The sequence below is a fragment of the Streptomyces sp. LS-MS-L19 genome, assembly GCF_058382285.1.
The window spans coordinates 7,500,757-7,517,990 of record NZ_JBYCLL010000001.1 but is presented as its reverse complement, the minus strand read 5'-3'; the positions used below and the strand labels follow the sequence as shown (position 1 = coordinate 7,517,990).

Here is a 17,234-nt window from a genome sequence, read left to right as displayed (position 1 = left end):
TCTCCGACAACGAACTTGCCCGGCACCTTTTGGGTGCCGGGCAAGTGGATCTTCCCCCGAGGGGGGTCCTACGACGTCATCCGCGACCCGAGGCCTTCTGGGACCTGCGCGAGACGGAGTCGATGACGACCGCGCCGAGCAGCACGCCACCGGTGATCATGTACTGGATCGAGGCGTTCATGTTCAGCAGGTCGAGACCGGTCGTGATGGACTGGATGACCAGCATGCCCAGGAGGGCGGACCACACCGAACCGCGGCCGCCGAAGAGGCTCGTACCGCCGATGACGGCCGCCGCGATGGCCAGCATCAGGGTGTTGCCGCCGCCGGCGCTGAGGGTGGCGCTCGCGGTCTGGCCGGCGAAGAACATACCGCCGATCGCGGCGAAACCGCCGGAGATGGCGAAGACGGTGATCCGGATCATCGGCACGCTGATACCGGCACGGCGTGCGGCCTCGATGCCGCCGCCCACCGCGAAGACCTGACGGCCGTACGTGGTGCGGCGGAGCACGAAGTCGACGACCACCAGCGCCGCCAGGAAGATCACCAGCGAGTTGGAGACACCCGAGGCGTTGTTCAGCACGGCGGCGGCCACGAAGGACGCGACGGCGAGCGCGCCGACGCGCACCAGGATCTCGCCGGTCGGCCGGAAGGGCACGCCCGCGGCCTTGCGGCGCCGCTGCTCGTTGAAGTTGCCGACGAGGGTCAGCACGACGGCGAGGCCGGCCAGCAGGTAGGCGCCGATGATGGCCTGGTCCATGAAGAACGAGCTCTGGCCGAACAGGTGGATCGGACCCGAGTCGGACGGGATGTTGATGGTGCCGCTGGAGCCCAGCAGCCACAGCATCAGACCGTTCCAGCCGAGCAGACCCGCCAGGGTGACGACGAACGCCGGTACCCCGATCTTGGCGAAGAACCAGCCGTGCAGCGCACCGATGGCGACACCGGTGACGATCGCCAGGACGAGGGCCAGCCAGACGTTCATGCCGTGGTTGACCACCCACACCGCGAACAGGGTGGAGGCCAGGCCGCTGACGGAACCGACCGACAGGTCGATCTCGCCGAGCAGCAGCACGAACACCAGGCCGATGGCGATCATGCCGGTGGCCGAGAGGTAGTAGCTGATGTTGGAGAGGTTGTCGGCGCTCAGGAAGCGGTCGTTCTTGAACTGGAAGATCGCCCAGATGACGATCAGGCCGACGACGACCGGCAGCGAGCCCAGCTCACCGCCCTTGACCTTGCGGGTGAACTCGGTCCAGTAGCCCTTGAAGCCCTCTTCGCGGACCAGCAGCCGGGGGTCGACGACCGCGACCGGCGCGGCGGTGGGGTCGTCGGCGGGAGCGACCGTGGTCTGGTCCTCCGCCGTTTCCGCCTTGGAAACCTTCGACGTGTCGCTCACTTTGCCGCCTCCGCGTTGCGACGTCCCGCACGACGGGTGACGGCGTTGTCCGTGGCACCCGTGATCGCGGAGATGATTTCTTCCTGACTGGTGTCCTTCACCGAGAAGGAGCCGTTGTTCTTGCCCAGGCGCAGCACGGCGACGGTGTCGGCGACCGCCTTCACGTCGGCCATGTTGTGGCTGATGAGGATCACGGCGAGGTTGCGCTCGCGCAGCCGCTCGACCAGGTCGAGGACCTGCGCGGTCTGCTCGACGCCGAGAGCGGCGGTGGGCTCGTCCAGGATCACGACCTTGGGGTCGCCGATCAGGGCGCGCGCGATGGCGACGACCTGACGCTGACCACCGGAGAGGCTCGCGATCGGGATGCGGACGCTCGGGATGCGGATGGAGAGCGTGTTCAGCAGTTCACGCGAGTTCTTCTCCATCGTGACCTCGTCGATGACGCCGCGGCGCAGCAGCTCGCGTCCGAGGTACAGGTTGCCGACCACGTCGAGGTTGTCGCACAGCGCGAGGTCCTGGTAGACCGTCGCGACGCCGAGTCCCTGGGCGTCGTGCGGCTTGTTGATGCTGACCGGCTTGCCGTCCCATTCGATGACGCCCTCATCGATGGGGTGGACACCGGCGATCGTCTTGACCAGCGTCGACTTTCCGGCGCCGTTGTCGCCGACCAGGGCGACCACTTCTCCGGCGTGGACCTCCAGTTCGACATCGGTGAGGGCCTGGACCGCACCGAATCGCTTGGAGACTCCGCGCAACGCCAGCACGGGCGTAGCGGACACGTGAACCATCTCCTTCGCCGCCTGACCGGCGGGGATGCCGCGCTTGGGGTAAGGCGCGGAGGGTTGTGCTTTCAGCACTCGTGGGACGAGTTGCGCCGTAAGCACTGATTTACAAGTCGAACATGCGCGCGGCCGGTGCCCTTTGGCAACGGCTGCGTCCGCCATGCTTCCGTCCGGTGCCCGCCCCGCAGCGGGGTATGAAGGCGGTGCGGGCACCGGACAGGCTCTGTGCCTGCCCTCGGGGCGGGTCCGCTGCGGGACGCGCCCCGGGGGCTTGGGCGGCTCTTACTGGAGGCCGGCCTTCTTGCACGCGGCGGCGTAGTCCGCGGTGCAGATCTGGGCGACGGTGTAGAGACCGTCCTTGACGACCGTGTCCTTGATGTTCTTGACGGTCACGGAGACGGGGGTCAGCAGCTTCGCCTGGACCTTGTCGCCGGAGCCGCTGGTGACCTCGGTGTCGGCCAGGGACTTGATGTCCTTGCCCTGGAGGAGGTTGACCGCGAGCTCGGCGGCGTTGTCGGCCTCGGGCTTGTAGGCCTTGTAGACCGTGGCGGACTGGGTGCCGGCGACGATCCGCTGGATGGCGGCGAGCTCGGCGTCCTGACCGGTCAGCGGGATGTTGCTGATGCCCGCGCCCTTGAGGGTGTTGGCGATACCACCGGCCATGCCGTCGTTGGCGGCGTAGACGCCCGCGATGTTCTTGGCGCCCAGCTGGGTGATGGCGGCCGACATCTTCTGCGCGGCGACGGTGTCCTTCCACAGGCCCGACTGCTCGTAGGCGATCTTGACCTTGCCGTCGAGGACCTTGTGCGCGCCTTCCTTGAACTGCGCGGCGTTCGGGTCGGCGTCGTCACCGTTGATCATGACGACGTTGGCCTTGGGGGTCGCCTTGGAGCCGAGGGCGTCGAGCAGGGCCTGGCCCTGGAGCTCGCCGACCTTGACGTTGTCGAAGGAGACGTACGCGGAGACCGGGCCCTGGGCCAGACGGTCGTACGCGACGACCTTGACGCCCTTGCTCACCGCGGAGGCGATGGAGGACTTGATGGCGGCGGAGTCCTGGGCGGAGACCACGATGACCTTGACGCCCTTGGTGACCATGCTGCTCATCTGCTGAGCCTGCTTGGCCGGGTCGGCCGCGGCGTTGGCGTAGGAGACGTCGCAGTCGCTGCACAGCTCCTTGACCTTGGCCTTGAAGTACGGCATGTCGAACTTCTCGTACCGCGCGGTGACGTTGTCGGGCAGGAGCAGGCCGATCGACTTGCCGCCGGCACCCGAGCTGCTGCTGTCGCTGCCGTTGTCGTCGTCGCCGGCCTTGCCACAGGCCGCGGCGGAGACGGCGAGCGCCGAGATCGCGACGGATACGGCCACACGACGCATGAGCGTGTTCACTTGAGAAACCTCCCTGACGAGGCCGCGTCGTTGCGGCCGAGGTGGCTGGAAGTCAACTCGGCCACACGTGCGACGTCAAGAAGTAAATACTTAACGAGATGGCAACGGCGTCCTGCGTTCTCTAAGTGAAGGCAGGTGCCGCTGCATGCAGCGTGCTGTCCAAAAGGGTCGAATCACCCATCTCGCTCAGGGCGAGGGCGAGTGCTCCGAGCACCTCCGCGCGCCCGCCAAGTGCCCCTGGAAGCACGGACAGTTGGCGGGCCGCACTGGGGATCGCATAGCGGCCGACAGACTCCCGGATGGGCCCGAGCACCAGCTCACCGGCCTCGGCGAGATCACCGCCCAGGACCACTCGGCTCGGGTTCAGCAAGTTGCAGAGATTGGCGACTCCACTGCCGATGTGTCGGCCGACGTCGGCGATCACCCGACGGCAGCCAGGGTCTCCGTCCCGTGCGAGTCGGACAACGCCTTCCATGGTCAGGTCGGTGCCGTGACTGGACTGGAGGAGCGGGAGCACATAGCGCGCCGCCGCGAAGGTCTCCAGGCAGCCGCGGTTGCCGCAACGGCAGACGGGGCCGGACTCATCAAGAGTAATATGCCCGATTTCTCCCGCTGTGCCACCCGGGCCACGGTAGATCTTGCCGCTGATCACCAGTCCGGCGCCCACACCGCTCGCGACCTTGATGTACGCCAGGTCCCTGACCCCCCGGCCACTGCCCCACACCAGCTCACCGAGGGCCCCGAGGTTGGCGTCGTTGTCCACGTGCACCGGTACGCCCAGACGGCCCTGGAGCTCCTCCGCGGGCTTGGTGCCGATCCAGCCCGGCAGGATGGCGGAGGAGCCCAGCGAACCCGACTCCAGATCGATGGGTCCGGGCACGCCGAGACCCACCCCGGCGATCTTCGTACGGTCCACGCCGGTCGCCTCGATCAGCCGGGTGACCAGCTGTTCCGCCCGGTCGAAGCCCTGCGTGGAGGAGGCGTCCACGTCCAGCGGCTCGGACTCCTCGGCCAGCACCTGGTGGGCGAGGTTCCCGACCGCGACGCGCAGATGGGTGTGCCCGAAGTCCACCCCTATGACGATGCCGGCGTCCCCGCTCAGGGAGACCGCGCGCGCCCGCCGGCCACCCGCCGACGTGGGCGTGACCTCGACGGTTCCGCCGTCCTTGAGCTCGCGGACGATATTGGAGACGGTCGCGGCGGACAGCCCCGTGGTCCGCGCGATCTCCGCCTGCGTGAGCGACCCGGCCAGCCGGACGGCCCGAACGACCCGCTCCAGGTTGGCTCGGTGCAGCGACGACTGCGACCCCGGAGTCTCCACGACGACCTCCTGCGCGCGGGACCGCAGCGATGAGGCCCCGTCTATGTCCAACTAGTGAACTCTAAGCTGAGCCGTTCGGGTCGCCTCCCGTCAAGAGGTTGAACAGTATCCGGGGTGTAGCGCACACGTCGGCGCACCGTCACCGGAACCGGCGACGGTGTGCCCGCGCGCGCTCGCGGAGCGCTACTTCAAGGTCGCCGACGTCAGTCCCGCCTGCACCTGGCGCTGGAAGGACAGGTACACCACCAGCATGGGGATCATGGCGATGGTCACCCCGGCGAAGAGCACCGGAAGGTCAGAGGCGTATCCCATCTGCTGCTGGAGCTGGATCAGGCCCTGGGTGAGCACATAGCGCTCCGGATCGTCGCCGCTCTGCGGCTGCATCAGCACCGTGGGCAGGATGAACTGGTTCCACTGGCCGAGCGTGTTGAAGATGCCGACGCTGATCAGCCCCGGCTTCGCCATCGGCAGCATCACCTGGAAGAAGGTCCGGGTGTGCGAGGCGCCGTCGAGGACCGCGGCCTCGAAGACGGCCGTGGGCAGCGTGCGGAAGAACGCGTGCATGAAGAACACCGTGAACGGCATCGAGTAGGCGACGTACACCAGGATCAGCCCCTGGTAGGTGTTCAGCATGTCCAGCCGCTTGACCATGAAGAACAGCGGGACCAGGGCCAGGAACACCGGGAACATCGCGCCCGCGACGAAGAAGAAGTACAGGAACCTGTTGCCCCAGAACTGGTAGCGGGCCAGGACGTAGGCGGCCATGGAGCCGAGCAGCATCGTCAGCGGCACCGAGAAGACCAGCACGATGACGGTGTTCAGGAAGTAGTCGCCGATGCCCTTGTCCCAGGCCCGTCCGAAGACGTCCAGGGACCAGTTCTGCGGCCAGCCGAAGGCCGAACCGCCGATCTGGGCGTCGGTCTTGAAGGAGCTGAGCACCAGCCACAGCAGTGGCAGCACGATCAGCAGGGCCCACAGCGCGAGGAAGCCGTGCGAGAAGGCGTTCAGGACGACGCCCTCGCTGCGCTCGCTGCCGGGGCGGACCGGGGCCGTGTCCGTGGTCCGCATTGCCGGGACGGCGGCGGTCTCCTTGATGGGTGCGCTCATCGTCGTATCTCTCCCGCTCAGAACTCGACGCGGTCGCGGCGGGTGGCACGCAGCATGACCACGGACAGGACCAGGGTGAGCAGCAGCATGACGACGCCCATCGCGCAGGCGTATCCGCTCTTGCCGAAGTACTGGAAGTTGCGCATCATCACCGTCGACATCACGTCGCTGTGATGGTCGGGGCCGCCTCCGTAGGCACCCATGTTCTGGGTCATCGACGACACCAGCACGAACATGTCCATCGCGACGATGCCCAGATAGACCCAGGCGGTCTGCACGGTGTCCCACAGCAGCGGCAGGGTGATGCGGAAGAAGGACTGGTTGCGGCCGGCGCCGTCGATGAGCGCGGCCTCGTAGATGTCCTTCGGGATGGACTGCATGGCGGCCGAGAACAGCACCAGGTAGAAGCCGACCCCGTGCCACACCACGGCGATGACCAGCATCCACAGCACCAGGTTGGGCTCGTTGAGCCATTCCATCGGATTCTCGGCGTCGACCAGGCCGAGTTTGATCAGGAATCCGTTGAGAAGACCTCCGCCGTCACTGCGGTACACCGCGTTGAACAGTACGGCGACGATCGCCAGCGACAGCACCTGGGGAAAGAAGTAGACGACCTTGTAGACCTGCGATCCGGCGACTCCCCGTACTCCGCCGGCTTTGCTGCGCCCGCCCGCGTTCAGCATGAACGCGAAGAACAGGGCGAGCAGAATGGTGATCACCGGGATGAAGATCAGGAACAGGATGTTGTGCCAGATGGCCTGCATGAAGACGTCGTCCTGGAACAGCGCCTTGTAGTTGTCCAGACCGACGAACTTGAACGTCTGCGACTGCCCTTTCCAGTCGGTCAGCGAATAGCCGAACGTCTGGAGGTACGGCCAGATCACGAAGATCAGGTAGAGCGCCACGGGTGCGAAGAGAAATCCCGCGACGAACCTGTACTGCCCTTTGCGCATTGGCGATTCCTGCCCCTGGTGTCCTTTCCCGGGCCGGATCTCTCCGGCCCGGGAAACGGCGTTGCGGTCAGTCCCGGTGGTTCTTCTTGGAGGCCGGGTCCTTGGCCTGCTTGTCGACCGCGGCCTGGGCCCGCTTGAGCCACTCCTTCGGCTGGATGCGCTTGGCCATCAGCTCGTTGGACGCGGCCTCGATCGCCGCTCCCATCTCGCTGTACCACTCGGTGTACAGGTAACGGAAGGTGTCGTCACCGGCCGCCTTGGACGCCTCGACGGTGGACTGGGTACCCGGGCGCAGCTTCACGCTGGGGTCGACGCCGTCCTTGAGGATGGTGAGGGAGTTGGCCTCCTTGGCGAAGAGGGTCGACCACTCCTTGGAGAGCATGCGGCGCATGAACTCCTTGGCGCCCGGCAGGTTCTTGGCCTTCGCCGGGATGATGAAGGGCTCGCCGGAGCCGGCCCGGATGGCCTCGAAGGGCAGCGCGCTGTCGGGCAGCAGCGGCATCGGCATGAACTTCATGTCGAAGTCCGCCGGGGTCTGCTTGAGCTGCTCGTTCTCCAGCCAGGAGCCGCAGGTGATGAAGGCGGCCTTGTACTGGTTCCAGCGGGTCTGGGACTCGGTGTGGGTCAGGCCGTTGGTGCCGGGCATCAACAGGCCCTTCTCCACCACCTCGTAGATCGCCTCGACACCGGCCTGGGCCGCGTCGGAGCCGACGAATGCCTTGGGATCGAGGTTGTCGATCGCCTTCATGGCGTCCAGACCGCCCTTCTTGGCGATCAGGTCCATGATGGCGACGTTGATGTAGTACGGGTACTTGCCCTGGTGGGCGAGGCCCCCGATGCCCTGCTTCTTGGCGTCCTGACAGACGGCGAGGAAGTCGTCCCAGGTCTTGGGCTCCTCCCAGCCCTTCTCCTTGAAGAGCTTGCCGGAGTACCACAGACCCCAGACGGTGTAGATGTAGTTGAGGGCGACGATCTTGCCGCCCTGGAGACCGGCGTCGAGGGTCCCGGGGATGATGAGGTCGCGGACCTTCTTGCTCGGGTCGTCGATGGCGGGCGCGTCCAGGACCTCGGCGAGGTCGAGCAGCTGCCCGTTCTTGTAGAGGACGTCGACCTTGATCTGCTGGGCGCCGGAGTCGTCGACGATGTCCGGCGGGTTGCCCGCGTTGAAGCGGGGCTGGAGCTTTCCGGTGATCTCCTGGGTGCCGGTGTGCGTGGAGGTGATCCCGAGCTTCTTCTGGAAGTCGGCCTCCCACGCCTTGGCGTAGTCGTCGCCGTAACCGCCCTTGAAGATCACGACGTCGAGCTTGCTGCCCTTGGCCGCTCCGAAGGGGTTGTCCTTCGAGGTGGTGCCCTTGGTGTTGTCGTCGCTCGATTCGTCGCCGCCGCCGCTGGCGCAGGCGGACAGAAAACCGGTCGCGGGGACGGCGGCCAGTCCGAGCGCCGCGGAACGCTTGATCAGATCGCGGCGGCCGACACCTTCGTCACCGTGGCTGTCTGCGGAAGTGGATCCCATGCTCAAGTCCTCGCCTTCTCCAGGACTCAGGCGGTGAACCGGATCCTCCCCGGCACCGCGGTCAGGTCAAGCAGGTTCGTGCAAGAGGTTCGTGCGAGTGGGGTGAATCGCCGACAGGTATAGTCCACTTCCCGCCGACGGAGCAAGATCGAATGCAAGGTTGGCCGTGGGTGTTTTCGAGTTGAGACCTCGCGGAAATATGAGCGCCCTGTGCGAAGCTTGCCGGAAAAATCCGCGACATAGGCCTCGAATGCCACAGCCAACACCCTTGACATCACTGTCCACTTGGGCCCCTACTGATCCTTGCACGGATCGCCTGACAACGTTGTCCATCCTGGTGCAGGGAGGGTACTCGCCCATGGCTCGGTACAGAACTCGGCTCAGACGGAGTACGGCGGTCGTGATCACGGCCGCCTTCTGCGTGACGGTCGGCTCCCAGGGCGCGGCGGTCGCCCTGCCCGCCGCCCCCGCCCCGGCCGACCAGGAGTTCCGCTCCTCCTTCGAGGCGGGCGAGCCGGCCCCCGACTGGATCAGCACCGTCGACGGCGGCCGGGCCTCCGGCGTCGACGGCGGCTACCGCACCGGCATCCCCGGCAATGTCACCGACCGGGTCACGGACGTGCGGGCGAGCGCCGAGAACGCCTCCGGCGGCGAGGTGAAGGAGAACCTCGCGGACAGCGAGCCGGGCACCAAGTGGCTGGCTTTCGCGTCCACCGGCTGGGCGGAGTTCGACCTGGACAAGCCGGTGAAGGCGGTCACCTACGCGCTGACCTCGGCCAACGACTTCGCCGAGCGCGACCCGAGGGACTGGACCCTCAAGGGCTCCACGGACGGCAAGGACTGGAAGACCCTCGACACCCGCTCGGGTGAGACCTTCGCCGAACGGTTCCGGACGCAGTCGTACGACATCGCGGATCCGGCCGAATACCAGTACTTCCGGCTGGAGATCACGAAGAACAACGGGGCCTCCGGGATCCTCCAGCTCGCCGACCTCCAGCTCTCCACGGGCGGGAACGAGGGGCCGGTGCCCCCGGACATGCTCTCCCTCGTCGACCGCAGCCCGACCGGATCGCCCACCGCGAAGGCAGCCGCCGGATTCACCGGAAAGAAGGCCCTGCGTTACGCCGGACGGCACACGGCCGAGGGACGGGCTTACTCGTACAACAAGATCTTCGACGTGAACGTGGCGGTCGACCGGCTCACCCGGCTGTCGTACCGGATCTACCCGTCGATGGTGGACGGCGACCGGGACTACGACTCGACCGACGTCTCGGTGGACCTGGCCTTCACCGACGGCACCTTCCTGAGCCGGCTCGGGGCGCGTGACCAGCACGGATTCACGCTCTCACCGCAGGGGCAGGGCGCCTCGAAGGCGCTGTACGTCAACCAGTGGAACAACGTGGTCGCGCGGATCGGGTCGGTCGCGGCCGGGAAGACCGTCGACCGGATCCTGGTCGCCTACGACTCCCCCGGCGGGCCCGCGAAGTTCCGCGGCTGGCTGGACGACGTGACGCTGGAGCGGGCCGCGCCGGAGAAGCCGAAGGCGCATCTGTCGGACTACGCGCTCACCACCCGCGGCACCAACTCCAGCGGTGGCTTCTCGCGCGGCAACAACTTCCCGGCGACAGCCGTGCCGCACGGCTTCAACTTCTGGACGCCGGTGACCAACGCGTCGTCGCTGAGCTGGCTCTACGACTACGCACGCGCGAACAACGAGGACAACCTGCCGACGATCCAGGCGTTCAGCGCGAGCCACGAGCCGAGCCCGTGGATGGGCGACCGGCAGACCTTCCAGGTGATGCCGTCGGCCGCCGCCGGGACCCCTGACCTCGGACGGGAGGCCCGTGAGCTGGCGTTCCGGCACGAGAACGAGACCGCGCGGCCGTACTACTACGGGGTGCGGTTCGAGAACGGGCTGACGGCGGAGATGGCGCCGACGGACCACGCGGCGGTCCTGCGGTTCAGCTACCCGGGCGACGACGCGAGCGTCCTCTTCGACAACGTGACGGACCAGGCGGGGCTCACGCTCGACAAGGAGAGCGGGACCTTCACCGGCTACTCGGACGTGAAGTCCGGGCTGTCGGCGGGAGCGACCCGGTTGTTCGTGTACGGCGTGTTCGACAAGCCGGTGGTGGACGGGGCGTCCAGCGGGGTGAAGGGGTACCTGCGGTTCAACGACCGGACCGTCACCCTGCGCATCGCCACCTCCCTCATCAGCCTCGACCAGGCCAAGGACAACCTGCGCCAGGAGATCCCGGACGGCACGTCCTTCGACGACGTGAAGGGGGCCGCCCAGCGCGCCTGGGACCGGATCCTCGGCAAGGTCGAGGTGGAGGGCGCCACCCAGGACCAGCTGACCACGCTGTACTCCAGCCTGTACCGGCTGTACCTGTACCCCAACTCCGGCTTCGAGAAGGTGGGTTCGAAGTACCAGTACGCCTCGCCGTTCTCCCCGATGCCGTCCCCCGACACCCCGACGCACACCGGGGCGAAGATCGTGGACGGCAAGGTGTACGTCAACAACGGCTTCTGGGACACCTATCGGACGACCTGGCCGGCGTACGCGCTGCTGACGCCCTCTCAGGCGGGCGAGATGGTGGACGGGTTCGTCCAGCAGTACAAGGACGGCGGCTGGACCTCCCGCTGGTCCTCCCCCGGTTACGCGGACCTGATGACCGGCACCTCCTCGGACGTGGCGTTCGCGGACGCATACGTCAAGGGCGTGGACTTCGACGCGAGGTCGGCGTACGACGCGGCCCTGAAGAACGCCACGGTCGCGCCCCCGTCCTCCGGTGTGGGCCGCAAGGGCATGACGACCTCGCCGTTCCTCGGCTACACCAGCACCGACACCCACGAGGGCCTGTCCTGGGCGCTGGAGGGCTACCTCAACGACTACGGCATCGCGCGGATGGGCCGGGCGCTGTACGCGAAGACGGGAGAGAAGCGCTACAAGGAGGAGTCGGAGTACTTCCTCAACCGGGCCCAGGACTACGTGAACCTCTTCGACGCGAAGGCGGGCTTCTTCCAGGGCCGCGACGCCGACGGCAAGTGGCGGGTGGATTCGTCGAGTTACGACCCTCGCGTGTGGGGCTACGACTACACCGAGACCAACGGCTGGGGGTACGCCTTCACCGCCCCGCAGGACAGCCGGGGGCTCGCCAACCTGTACGGCGGCCGCTCCGGGCTGGCCGAGAAGCTGGACCAGTACTTCGCGACACCCGAAACGGCCTCGCCGGACCTCGTCGGCTCCTACGGCGGTGTCATCCACGAGATGACGGAGGCGCGGGACGTCCGGATGGGCATGTACGGCCATTCCAACCAGGTCGCCCACCACGTCACCTACATGTACGACGCGGCCGGTCAGCCCTGGAAGACGCAGAAGAACGTCCGCGAGGTGCTGTCCCGGCTGTACGTCGGCAGCGAGATCGGGCAGGGCTACCACGGTGACGAGGACAACGGCGAGCAGTCGGCCTGGTACCTGTTCTCGGCGCTGGGCTTCTACCCGCTGGTGATGGGCAGCGGCGAATACGCCGTCGGCTCCCCGCTGTTCACCAAGGCGACCGTGCATCTGGAGAACGGCCGGGACCTGGTGGTCAGGGCGCCCGAGAACAGCGCGCGGAACGTGTACGTGCAGGGTCTGCGGGTCAACGGCAAGCCGTGGACGTCGACTTCGCTCCCCCACTCGGTGCTGTCCAAGGGGGCCGTCCTGGACTTCGCCATGGGCCCGAAGCCGTCGAAGTGGGGCACGGGGAGGAACGCGGCCCCGGTGTCGATCACCCAGGACGACCAGGTGCCGACCCCGCGTGCGGACGTACTGACCGGCGAGGGGGCGCTGTTCGACAACACCTCGGCGACGGACGCGGCCGTGACCTCGGTCGACCTTCCGGTGTCCGGCGAGGTCAAGGGCGTCCAGTACACGGTGACCTCGTCGTCGGACCACACGAAGGCGCCGACCGGCTGGACGCTCCAGGGCTCGGCCGACGGCACCACGTGGAAGACCCTGGACCGGCGGTCCGCGGAGTCGTTCGCATGGGACCGGCAGACACGGGCGTTCACCGTGAGGTCTCCGGGTACGTACGGGAAGTACCGTCTGGTGCTCGACGGCGAGGCGGTCGTGTCGGAGGTCGAACTGCTGGCCTGAGCAACGGCGTTGGGGGTCCCATGCAGGGTGTCGATCCGGCCTGGCTGCCGGACGAGGCGTTCCGGCCGATCGGCACCCGGCGGACCCTGATCCGCGGCTCGGGTCCGCTGGTGGACACGGTCCGCGGGGAGGTGGCCCGGGCCTGCGCGCGGTTCGGGGGCGCGGTCGTCCAGGACGACCCCGACCTCGTGCTGGAGCTGACCGGCGACGACGCCGGCGAGGGGTTCACGTACGGTCGCCGTGACGGTTGTACGACCGTCACGGCGACCGGCGCGCGCGGCTTGCTGTACGGCCTCTTCCATGTCGTACGGCTCGGGGAGACCGCCTTCCTCGAAGAGGCCGAACCCGAGGAACACCGGCCCGAGTTGGCGCTGCGGATGCTCGACCACTGGGACAACGTGGCCGTGCACCCGGTCATGGGCCAGGTGGAGCGCGGGTACGCGGGCGGGTCGCTGTTCTGGGAGGACGGGCGGGCTCGCGGGGACCTGGAGCGGGTGCGGGCGTACGGCAGGCTGCTGGCGGCCTGCGGGATCAACGCGGTGGCGGTGAACAACGTCAACGTGCACGCGGCGGAGGCCCGGCTGCTGACCGACCGTCTTGAGGAAGTGGCGGACATCGCGGGCGCGTTGCGGCCGTACGGCATCCGCACGCATCTGTCGGTCACCTTCGCCGCGCCGGTCGTGCTGGGTGGGCTGGGGACGGCCGACCCGCTCGACGCCGAGGTGCGCGCGTGGTGGGCCGACGCGACCGCGCGGGTCTGCTCGCGGATCCCGGACTTCGGCGGGTTCGTCGTGAAGGCGGACTCGGAGGGGCAGCCGGGGCCGTTCGCGTACGGGCGCAGTCATGCGGACGGCGCGAACATGCTCGCCGCCGCCCTCGCCCCGCACGGCGGCACGGTCCACTGGCGGGCCTTCGTCTACGACCACCACCAGGACTGGCGGGACCGCACGACGGACCGGGCGCGGGCCGCGTACGACCATTTCGTGCCGCTGGACGGGGAGTTCGCGGACAACGCCGTGCTCCAGGTCAAGCACGGGCCGATGGACTTCCAGGTGCGGGAGCCGGTCTCACCGCTGATCGGGGCGATGCCGGGGACCCGGCTCGCGGTGGAGCTCCAGGTGACGCAGGAGTACACCGGTCAGCAGCGGCATGTGTGCTGGCTGGGGCCGATGTGGAGCGAGGTGCTGCGGTTCGGGATCGCCGAGGGGTCCTCCGTGGGCGCGTCGGCGCGCGGTGGGCTCGTCGCCGTGTCCAACGTCGGGGACGACCCGTTCTGGACGGGGCATCCGCTGGCCCAGGCGAACCTGTACACGTTCGGCCGGCTGGCCTGGGAGCCGGGTGCCGATCCGTACGAGGTCCTCGACGACTGGATCCGGCTGAGCTACGGGCCGGGTCCCGCGGCGGGCCTGCGCTCGATCCTGGACGGTTCGTGGCGGACGTACGAGAAGTACACCGCTCCCCTCGGTGTGGGGTTCATGGTCCAGCCGGGGCACCACTACGGGCCGGGTGTCGACGGCTACGAGTACAGCCCGTGGGGCACCTACCACTTCGCCGACCGCGACGGCGTGGGTGTGGACCGGAGCGTGGCGAGCGGGACCGGGTTCGCGGGGCAGTACGCCAAGCCGTGGGCCGAGGTGTACGAGTCGCCGGAGACCTGCCCGGACGAGCTGCTGCTGTTCTTCCACCACGTGTCGTACGGGCACATGCTGAAGAGCGGCAAGACGGTGATCCAGCACATCTACGACACGCACTTCGAGGGCGTGGTGGAGGTGGAGGCGGCCCGGGAGGTGTGGGCCTCGCTGGCTCAGCTCGTGGACCCGGCGCGTCACGCGCGGGTGACGGAGCGGTTCGAGGAGCAGCTCCGCAGTGCCCGGGAGTGGCGCGATCAGGTCAACAGCTACTTCTTCCGGAAGTCGGGGGTGCCGGACGCGCGGGGGCGGGTCATCTACTGAAGCCGGAGCACGGCGACACCTCGCGGGTCGAGGACGAGCGGGGCGCCGGCCTCGGTCTGCTTCCCGGTGAGCAGATCGGTCGCCGTGGCGTGAGCCGTCAACTCGGCTGCCAGTTCTGTGTGGTTGAGGAGGAAGAGGAGCCGGGTGCCGTCGGGGGCGACGCGGGTCGCCGTCTCCAGCCCCTCGCGGTCGGCGTAGGGGCCGACGAGGTCGTGGCGGGACAGGACCCGGCGGACGACCTGGTCCACACCGGGCTGGTCGAGGGCGGTGGCGACGTACCAGCCCTCGCCGTCGCCGTAGGCGTTGCGGGTCACGGCAGGGGTGCCGGCGTAGAAGTCGGAGCCGTATGTGGCGACCGCTTCGGCTCCCCTGAGCTGCACGATCTCGAAGACCAGCCGTCCCGCCGAGTCGAGTTCGGGGATCGGTTGAGTGAACTCCCTTTGCCGTGCGTCCCATTCGTCGACGCGGATGCCCATGAGGGGGGCGAGCGGGCCGGGGACGTCGGTGAGGAAGGCGCGGTCGTGTTCGTCGACGCGGCCGGAGAGGAAGGTGGCAAGGACCGTGCCGCCGCGCTCCGCCACCGCTTCCAGGCGGGCCGCGAGATCGCCCTTGACCATGTGCAGGGCGGGGGCGAGGACCACGTCGTAGGGGGTGAGGTCGGCGGTGTGCGGGACGACGTCCACGTCGGCACCGGCCTCCCGGACGGCCCGGTAGTAGGCGTGCACCACCTCCTGGTACTTGACCAGGCGGGAGGGGCCGTCGGAGATCTCCAGGGCCCACCAGCTGTCCCAGTCGAAGATGAGCGCGGTGCGGGCGGGGGTGCGGGCGCCGAGGGAGGCGGCGCCGAGCAGCGCCAACTCCTCGCCCAGCGCGGCTACTTCCCGGAAGACCCGGGTGTCGTCACGGCCCGCGTGACCGATGACCGCCCCGTGGTACTTCTCGCAGGCTCCGCGGGAGGCGCGCAGCTGGAAGTAGAGGGCCGCGTCCGCGCCGTGGGCGATGGCCTGGTGGGTCGCCAGACGCAACTCCCCCGGCCTGCGCAGGGGGTTGACGTCCCGGCAGGCCGTCGTGGACGGGGTCTGCTCCATCAGCCAGAAAGGGGCGCCGTCCTTGAGACCCCGCATCAGGTCGTGGGCCAGGGCCGCCCAGGTCGGCGGGGCGTCCAGGGGCGGATAGCTGTCCCAGGACGCGAAGTCGAGGTGGGGTGCCCAGCGGTGGTAGTCGAGGGGGCGAAACATGCCCATGAAGTTGGTCGTGACGGGTGTGACCGGGTCGTGGGCGCGGATCACCTCCTTCTCGGCCAGGAAGCAGCCGAGCAGCGCGTCGGTGGTGAAGCGGAAGTAGTCGAGCGTGATGCCCTGGAAGGCGGTGTGGTCGGGGCCCCGCCAGTGCTCGGTGAGGGCGCTCGGCGGCTCGATCTCGGCGAAGTCGGTGTAGCGGTGTGACCAGAACGTCGTCCACCAGGCGTCGTTGAGGGCGTCGAGGGTCACGTACTTGTCGCGCAGCCAGTCCCGGAACGCGTCGGCGCAGAGCTCGCAGTAACAGACGCCGCCGTACTCGTTGTTGATGTGCCAGGCGAGCAGCGCCGGGTGGTCCGCGTACCGTTCGGCCAGCCGTGCCGCCATCGCCGTGGCGAGTCGGCGGTACGCCGGTGAGCTGGGGCAGAAGTTGTGACGCTGGCCGTGGCGATGGCGGCGGCCCTCGAAGTCGGTGCGGTTCACCTCGGGGTACTTCTTCGCGAGCCAGGGCGGCAGGGCGGCCGTGCCCGTGGCCAGGCACACCTGTCGGCCCTCGGCCGCGACCCGGTCGAGGACGCGGTCGAGCACCGTGAAGTCGTAGGTCTCCTCGGCGGGTTGGGTGAGGGACCAGGAGAAGACGCCGACGGTGAGGGTGTCGATGCCGGCCCGGGTGAACAGCCGGTGGTCGTCGTCCCAGACCTCCTCCGGCCACTGTTCGGGGTTGTAGTCGCCGCCGTAGGGGATCTTGGAGTTCGACGGGGTCATGCGGTGAAGTCCTCCTGGGTCTCGGCGATCACCGGGCGGCTGCTGTGCAGCAGGGACAGCAGCAGCGGGGCGGCGAGCAGCGCGGGCAGGGCCTCGGTCAGTACGGCGGTCCCGGCGGCGGTCAGGACGAGCAGTGAGCCGGCGCCGAGGGTGGCCCGACCGTGCCGGAGCAGGAAGTAGGCGGCGAGGCGGGCGGTGTCCCGGGCCCGGAAGGCGAACAGGGCGGTGAGGACGAGCGCGTGCGCGCCCCACAGGAGGGAGCCGGTACCGACCGCCGCGAGCAGCACCGCCCACCAGCCGGGCAGGCCCGTGGCCGGGAAGTGGGTGAGCGTGAACGCGATGACCGTGAGCCAGGCCAGCAGCGGGGTCCACAGCTTCAGCGCGGGTACGGCGTTGAGCCGCCAGCCCCGCCAGTAGGCCCGCGCCGGGCGCAGGTCGGTCAGGTCGCGGTCGCGGTGGTGGAGGGCGTACAGCGCGGCGGCCGCGGCCGGGCCGAGGGGCAGCAGGCACACGGCGGCGAGCGGGAGGCCCGCGGGATCGGGACCGACGAGGAACAGCGCGGCCAGGCCCGGCGAGGCGGCGAGGAGCAGCAGCGCTTCGACGGTGACGAGGGTGTGGACGAGAGCGGCGGCCCGGGAGAGGGAACCCTGACCGAAGGTGGCGGGGGTGCTCAACGGGGC

The 17,234-nt window shown here is 68.5% G+C and carries 11 protein-coding genes; 2 read left to right on the top strand and 9 right to left on the bottom strand.

The window, feature by feature from the left end; all coding sequences use genetic code 11:
- Nucleotides 1-76: 76 nt before the first annotated feature.
- From AC2XR2_RS33555 to ngcE, 7 genes are all read right to left on the bottom strand, one after another.
- Nucleotides 77-1,396 carry a sugar ABC transporter permease gene (locus tag AC2XR2_RS33555; RefSeq protein WP_449353289.1) on the bottom strand — a complete coding sequence of 440 codons (1,320 nt, stop codon included), beginning with the start codon at nucleotides 1,394-1,396 and terminating at the stop codon, nucleotides 77-79.
- Nucleotides 1,393-2,184 carry an ATP-binding cassette domain-containing protein gene (locus AC2XR2_RS33550; protein ID WP_030313847.1) on the bottom strand — a complete coding sequence of 264 codons (792 nt, stop codon included), beginning with the start codon at nucleotides 2,182-2,184 and terminating at the stop codon, nucleotides 1,393-1,395. Before AC2XR2_RS33550 ends, AC2XR2_RS33555 begins: the two co-directional genes overlap by 4 nt.
- Nucleotides 2,185-2,460: 276 nt before the next feature.
- Nucleotides 2,461-3,552 (bottom strand): sugar ABC transporter substrate-binding protein, encoded by a 1,092-nt coding sequence (locus AC2XR2_RS33545; protein WP_449353391.1) that lies wholly within the window; start codon nucleotides 3,550-3,552, stop codon nucleotides 2,461-2,463.
- Between the two features lie 133 nt (nucleotides 3,553-3,685).
- Complete coding sequence (locus AC2XR2_RS33540) at nucleotides 3,686-4,885, bottom strand: ROK family transcriptional regulator (protein ID WP_330269574.1); 1,200 nt, start codon at nucleotides 4,883-4,885, stop codon at nucleotides 3,686-3,688.
- A 183-nt stretch (nucleotides 4,886-5,068) separates the two neighbouring features.
- The gene (locus AC2XR2_RS33535) at nucleotides 5,069-5,992 is read right to left on the bottom strand and encodes a carbohydrate ABC transporter permease (RefSeq protein WP_491517079.1); all 924 of its coding nucleotides are present in this window, start codon (nucleotides 5,990-5,992) and stop codon (nucleotides 5,069-5,071) included.
- A 17-nt stretch (nucleotides 5,993-6,009) separates the two neighbouring features.
- Nucleotides 6,010-6,945, bottom strand: a complete 936-nt coding sequence (locus AC2XR2_RS33530; protein ID WP_330263855.1) for a carbohydrate ABC transporter permease — start codon at nucleotides 6,943-6,945, stop codon at nucleotides 6,010-6,012.
- Between the two features lie 67 nt (nucleotides 6,946-7,012).
- A complete protein-coding gene (ngcE, locus tag AC2XR2_RS33525) occupies nucleotides 7,013-8,458 on the bottom strand; it encodes an N-acetylglucosamine/diacetylchitobiose ABC transporter substrate-binding protein (RefSeq protein ID WP_449353288.1) in 1,446 nt (481 codons plus the stop codon).
- Nucleotides 8,459-8,879: 421 nt separating this feature from the next.
- Between ngcE and AC2XR2_RS33520 the strand changes: the two genes are divergently transcribed.
- Together AC2XR2_RS33520 and AC2XR2_RS33515 are read left to right on the top strand one after the other, a co-directional pair.
- A complete protein-coding gene (locus tag AC2XR2_RS33520) occupies nucleotides 8,880-12,599 on the top strand; it encodes a GH92 family glycosyl hydrolase (protein WP_491518548.1) in 3,720 nt (1,239 codons plus the stop codon).
- A gap of 20 nt (nucleotides 12,600-12,619) precedes the next feature.
- Entirely contained in the window at nucleotides 12,620-14,551 is a 1,932-nt protein-coding gene (locus tag AC2XR2_RS33515; protein ID WP_491517078.1) for an alpha-glucuronidase, read from the top strand.
- On the opposite strand, the gene AC2XR2_RS33510 is transcribed toward AC2XR2_RS33515, so the two are convergent.
- Together AC2XR2_RS33510 and AC2XR2_RS33505 are read right to left on the bottom strand one after the other, a co-directional pair.
- Nucleotides 14,545-16,554: a beta-galactosidase gene (locus AC2XR2_RS33510; protein ID WP_491517077.1), complete on the bottom strand. Its 2,010-nt coding sequence runs from the start codon at nucleotides 16,552-16,554 to the stop codon at nucleotides 14,545-14,547. The two genes, AC2XR2_RS33515 and AC2XR2_RS33510, sit on opposite strands and share 7 nt — an antisense overlap.
- Nucleotides 16,551-17,228: a YesL family protein gene (locus AC2XR2_RS33505; RefSeq protein WP_491517076.1), complete on the bottom strand. Its 678-nt coding sequence runs from the start codon at nucleotides 17,226-17,228 to the stop codon at nucleotides 16,551-16,553. The genes AC2XR2_RS33510 and AC2XR2_RS33505 overlap by 4 nt, the downstream gene beginning before the upstream one ends.
- Nucleotides 17,229-17,234: the final 6 nt, after the last annotated feature.

Bases quoted from the DNA above. Each gene is read 5' to 3' on its own strand.
- AC2XR2_RS33550 (WP_030313847.1), bottom strand. From the start codon at position 2,184: ATGGTTCACGTGTCCGCTACGCCCGTGCTGGCGTTGCGCGGAGTCTCC.
- AC2XR2_RS33545 (WP_449353391.1), bottom strand. From the start codon at position 3,552: ATGCGTCGTGTGGCCGTATCCGTCGCGATCTCGGCGCTCGCCGTCTCC.
- AC2XR2_RS33535 (WP_491517079.1), bottom strand. From the start codon at position 5,992: ATGAGCGCACCCATCAAGGAGACCGCCGCCGTCCCGGCAATGCGGACC.
- AC2XR2_RS33530 (WP_330263855.1), bottom strand. From the start codon at position 6,945: ATGCGCAAAGGGCAGTACAGGTTCGTCGCGGGATTTCTCTTCGCACCC.
- ngcE (WP_449353288.1), bottom strand. From the start codon at position 8,458: ATGGGATCCACTTCCGCAGACAGCCACGGTGACGAAGGTGTCGGCCGC.
- AC2XR2_RS33515 (WP_491517078.1), top strand. From the start codon at position 12,620: ATGCAGGGTGTCGATCCGGCCTGGCTGCCGGACGAGGCGTTCCGGCCG.
- AC2XR2_RS33510 (WP_491517077.1), bottom strand. From the start codon at position 16,554: ATGACCCCGTCGAACTCCAAGATCCCCTACGGCGGCGACTACAACCCC.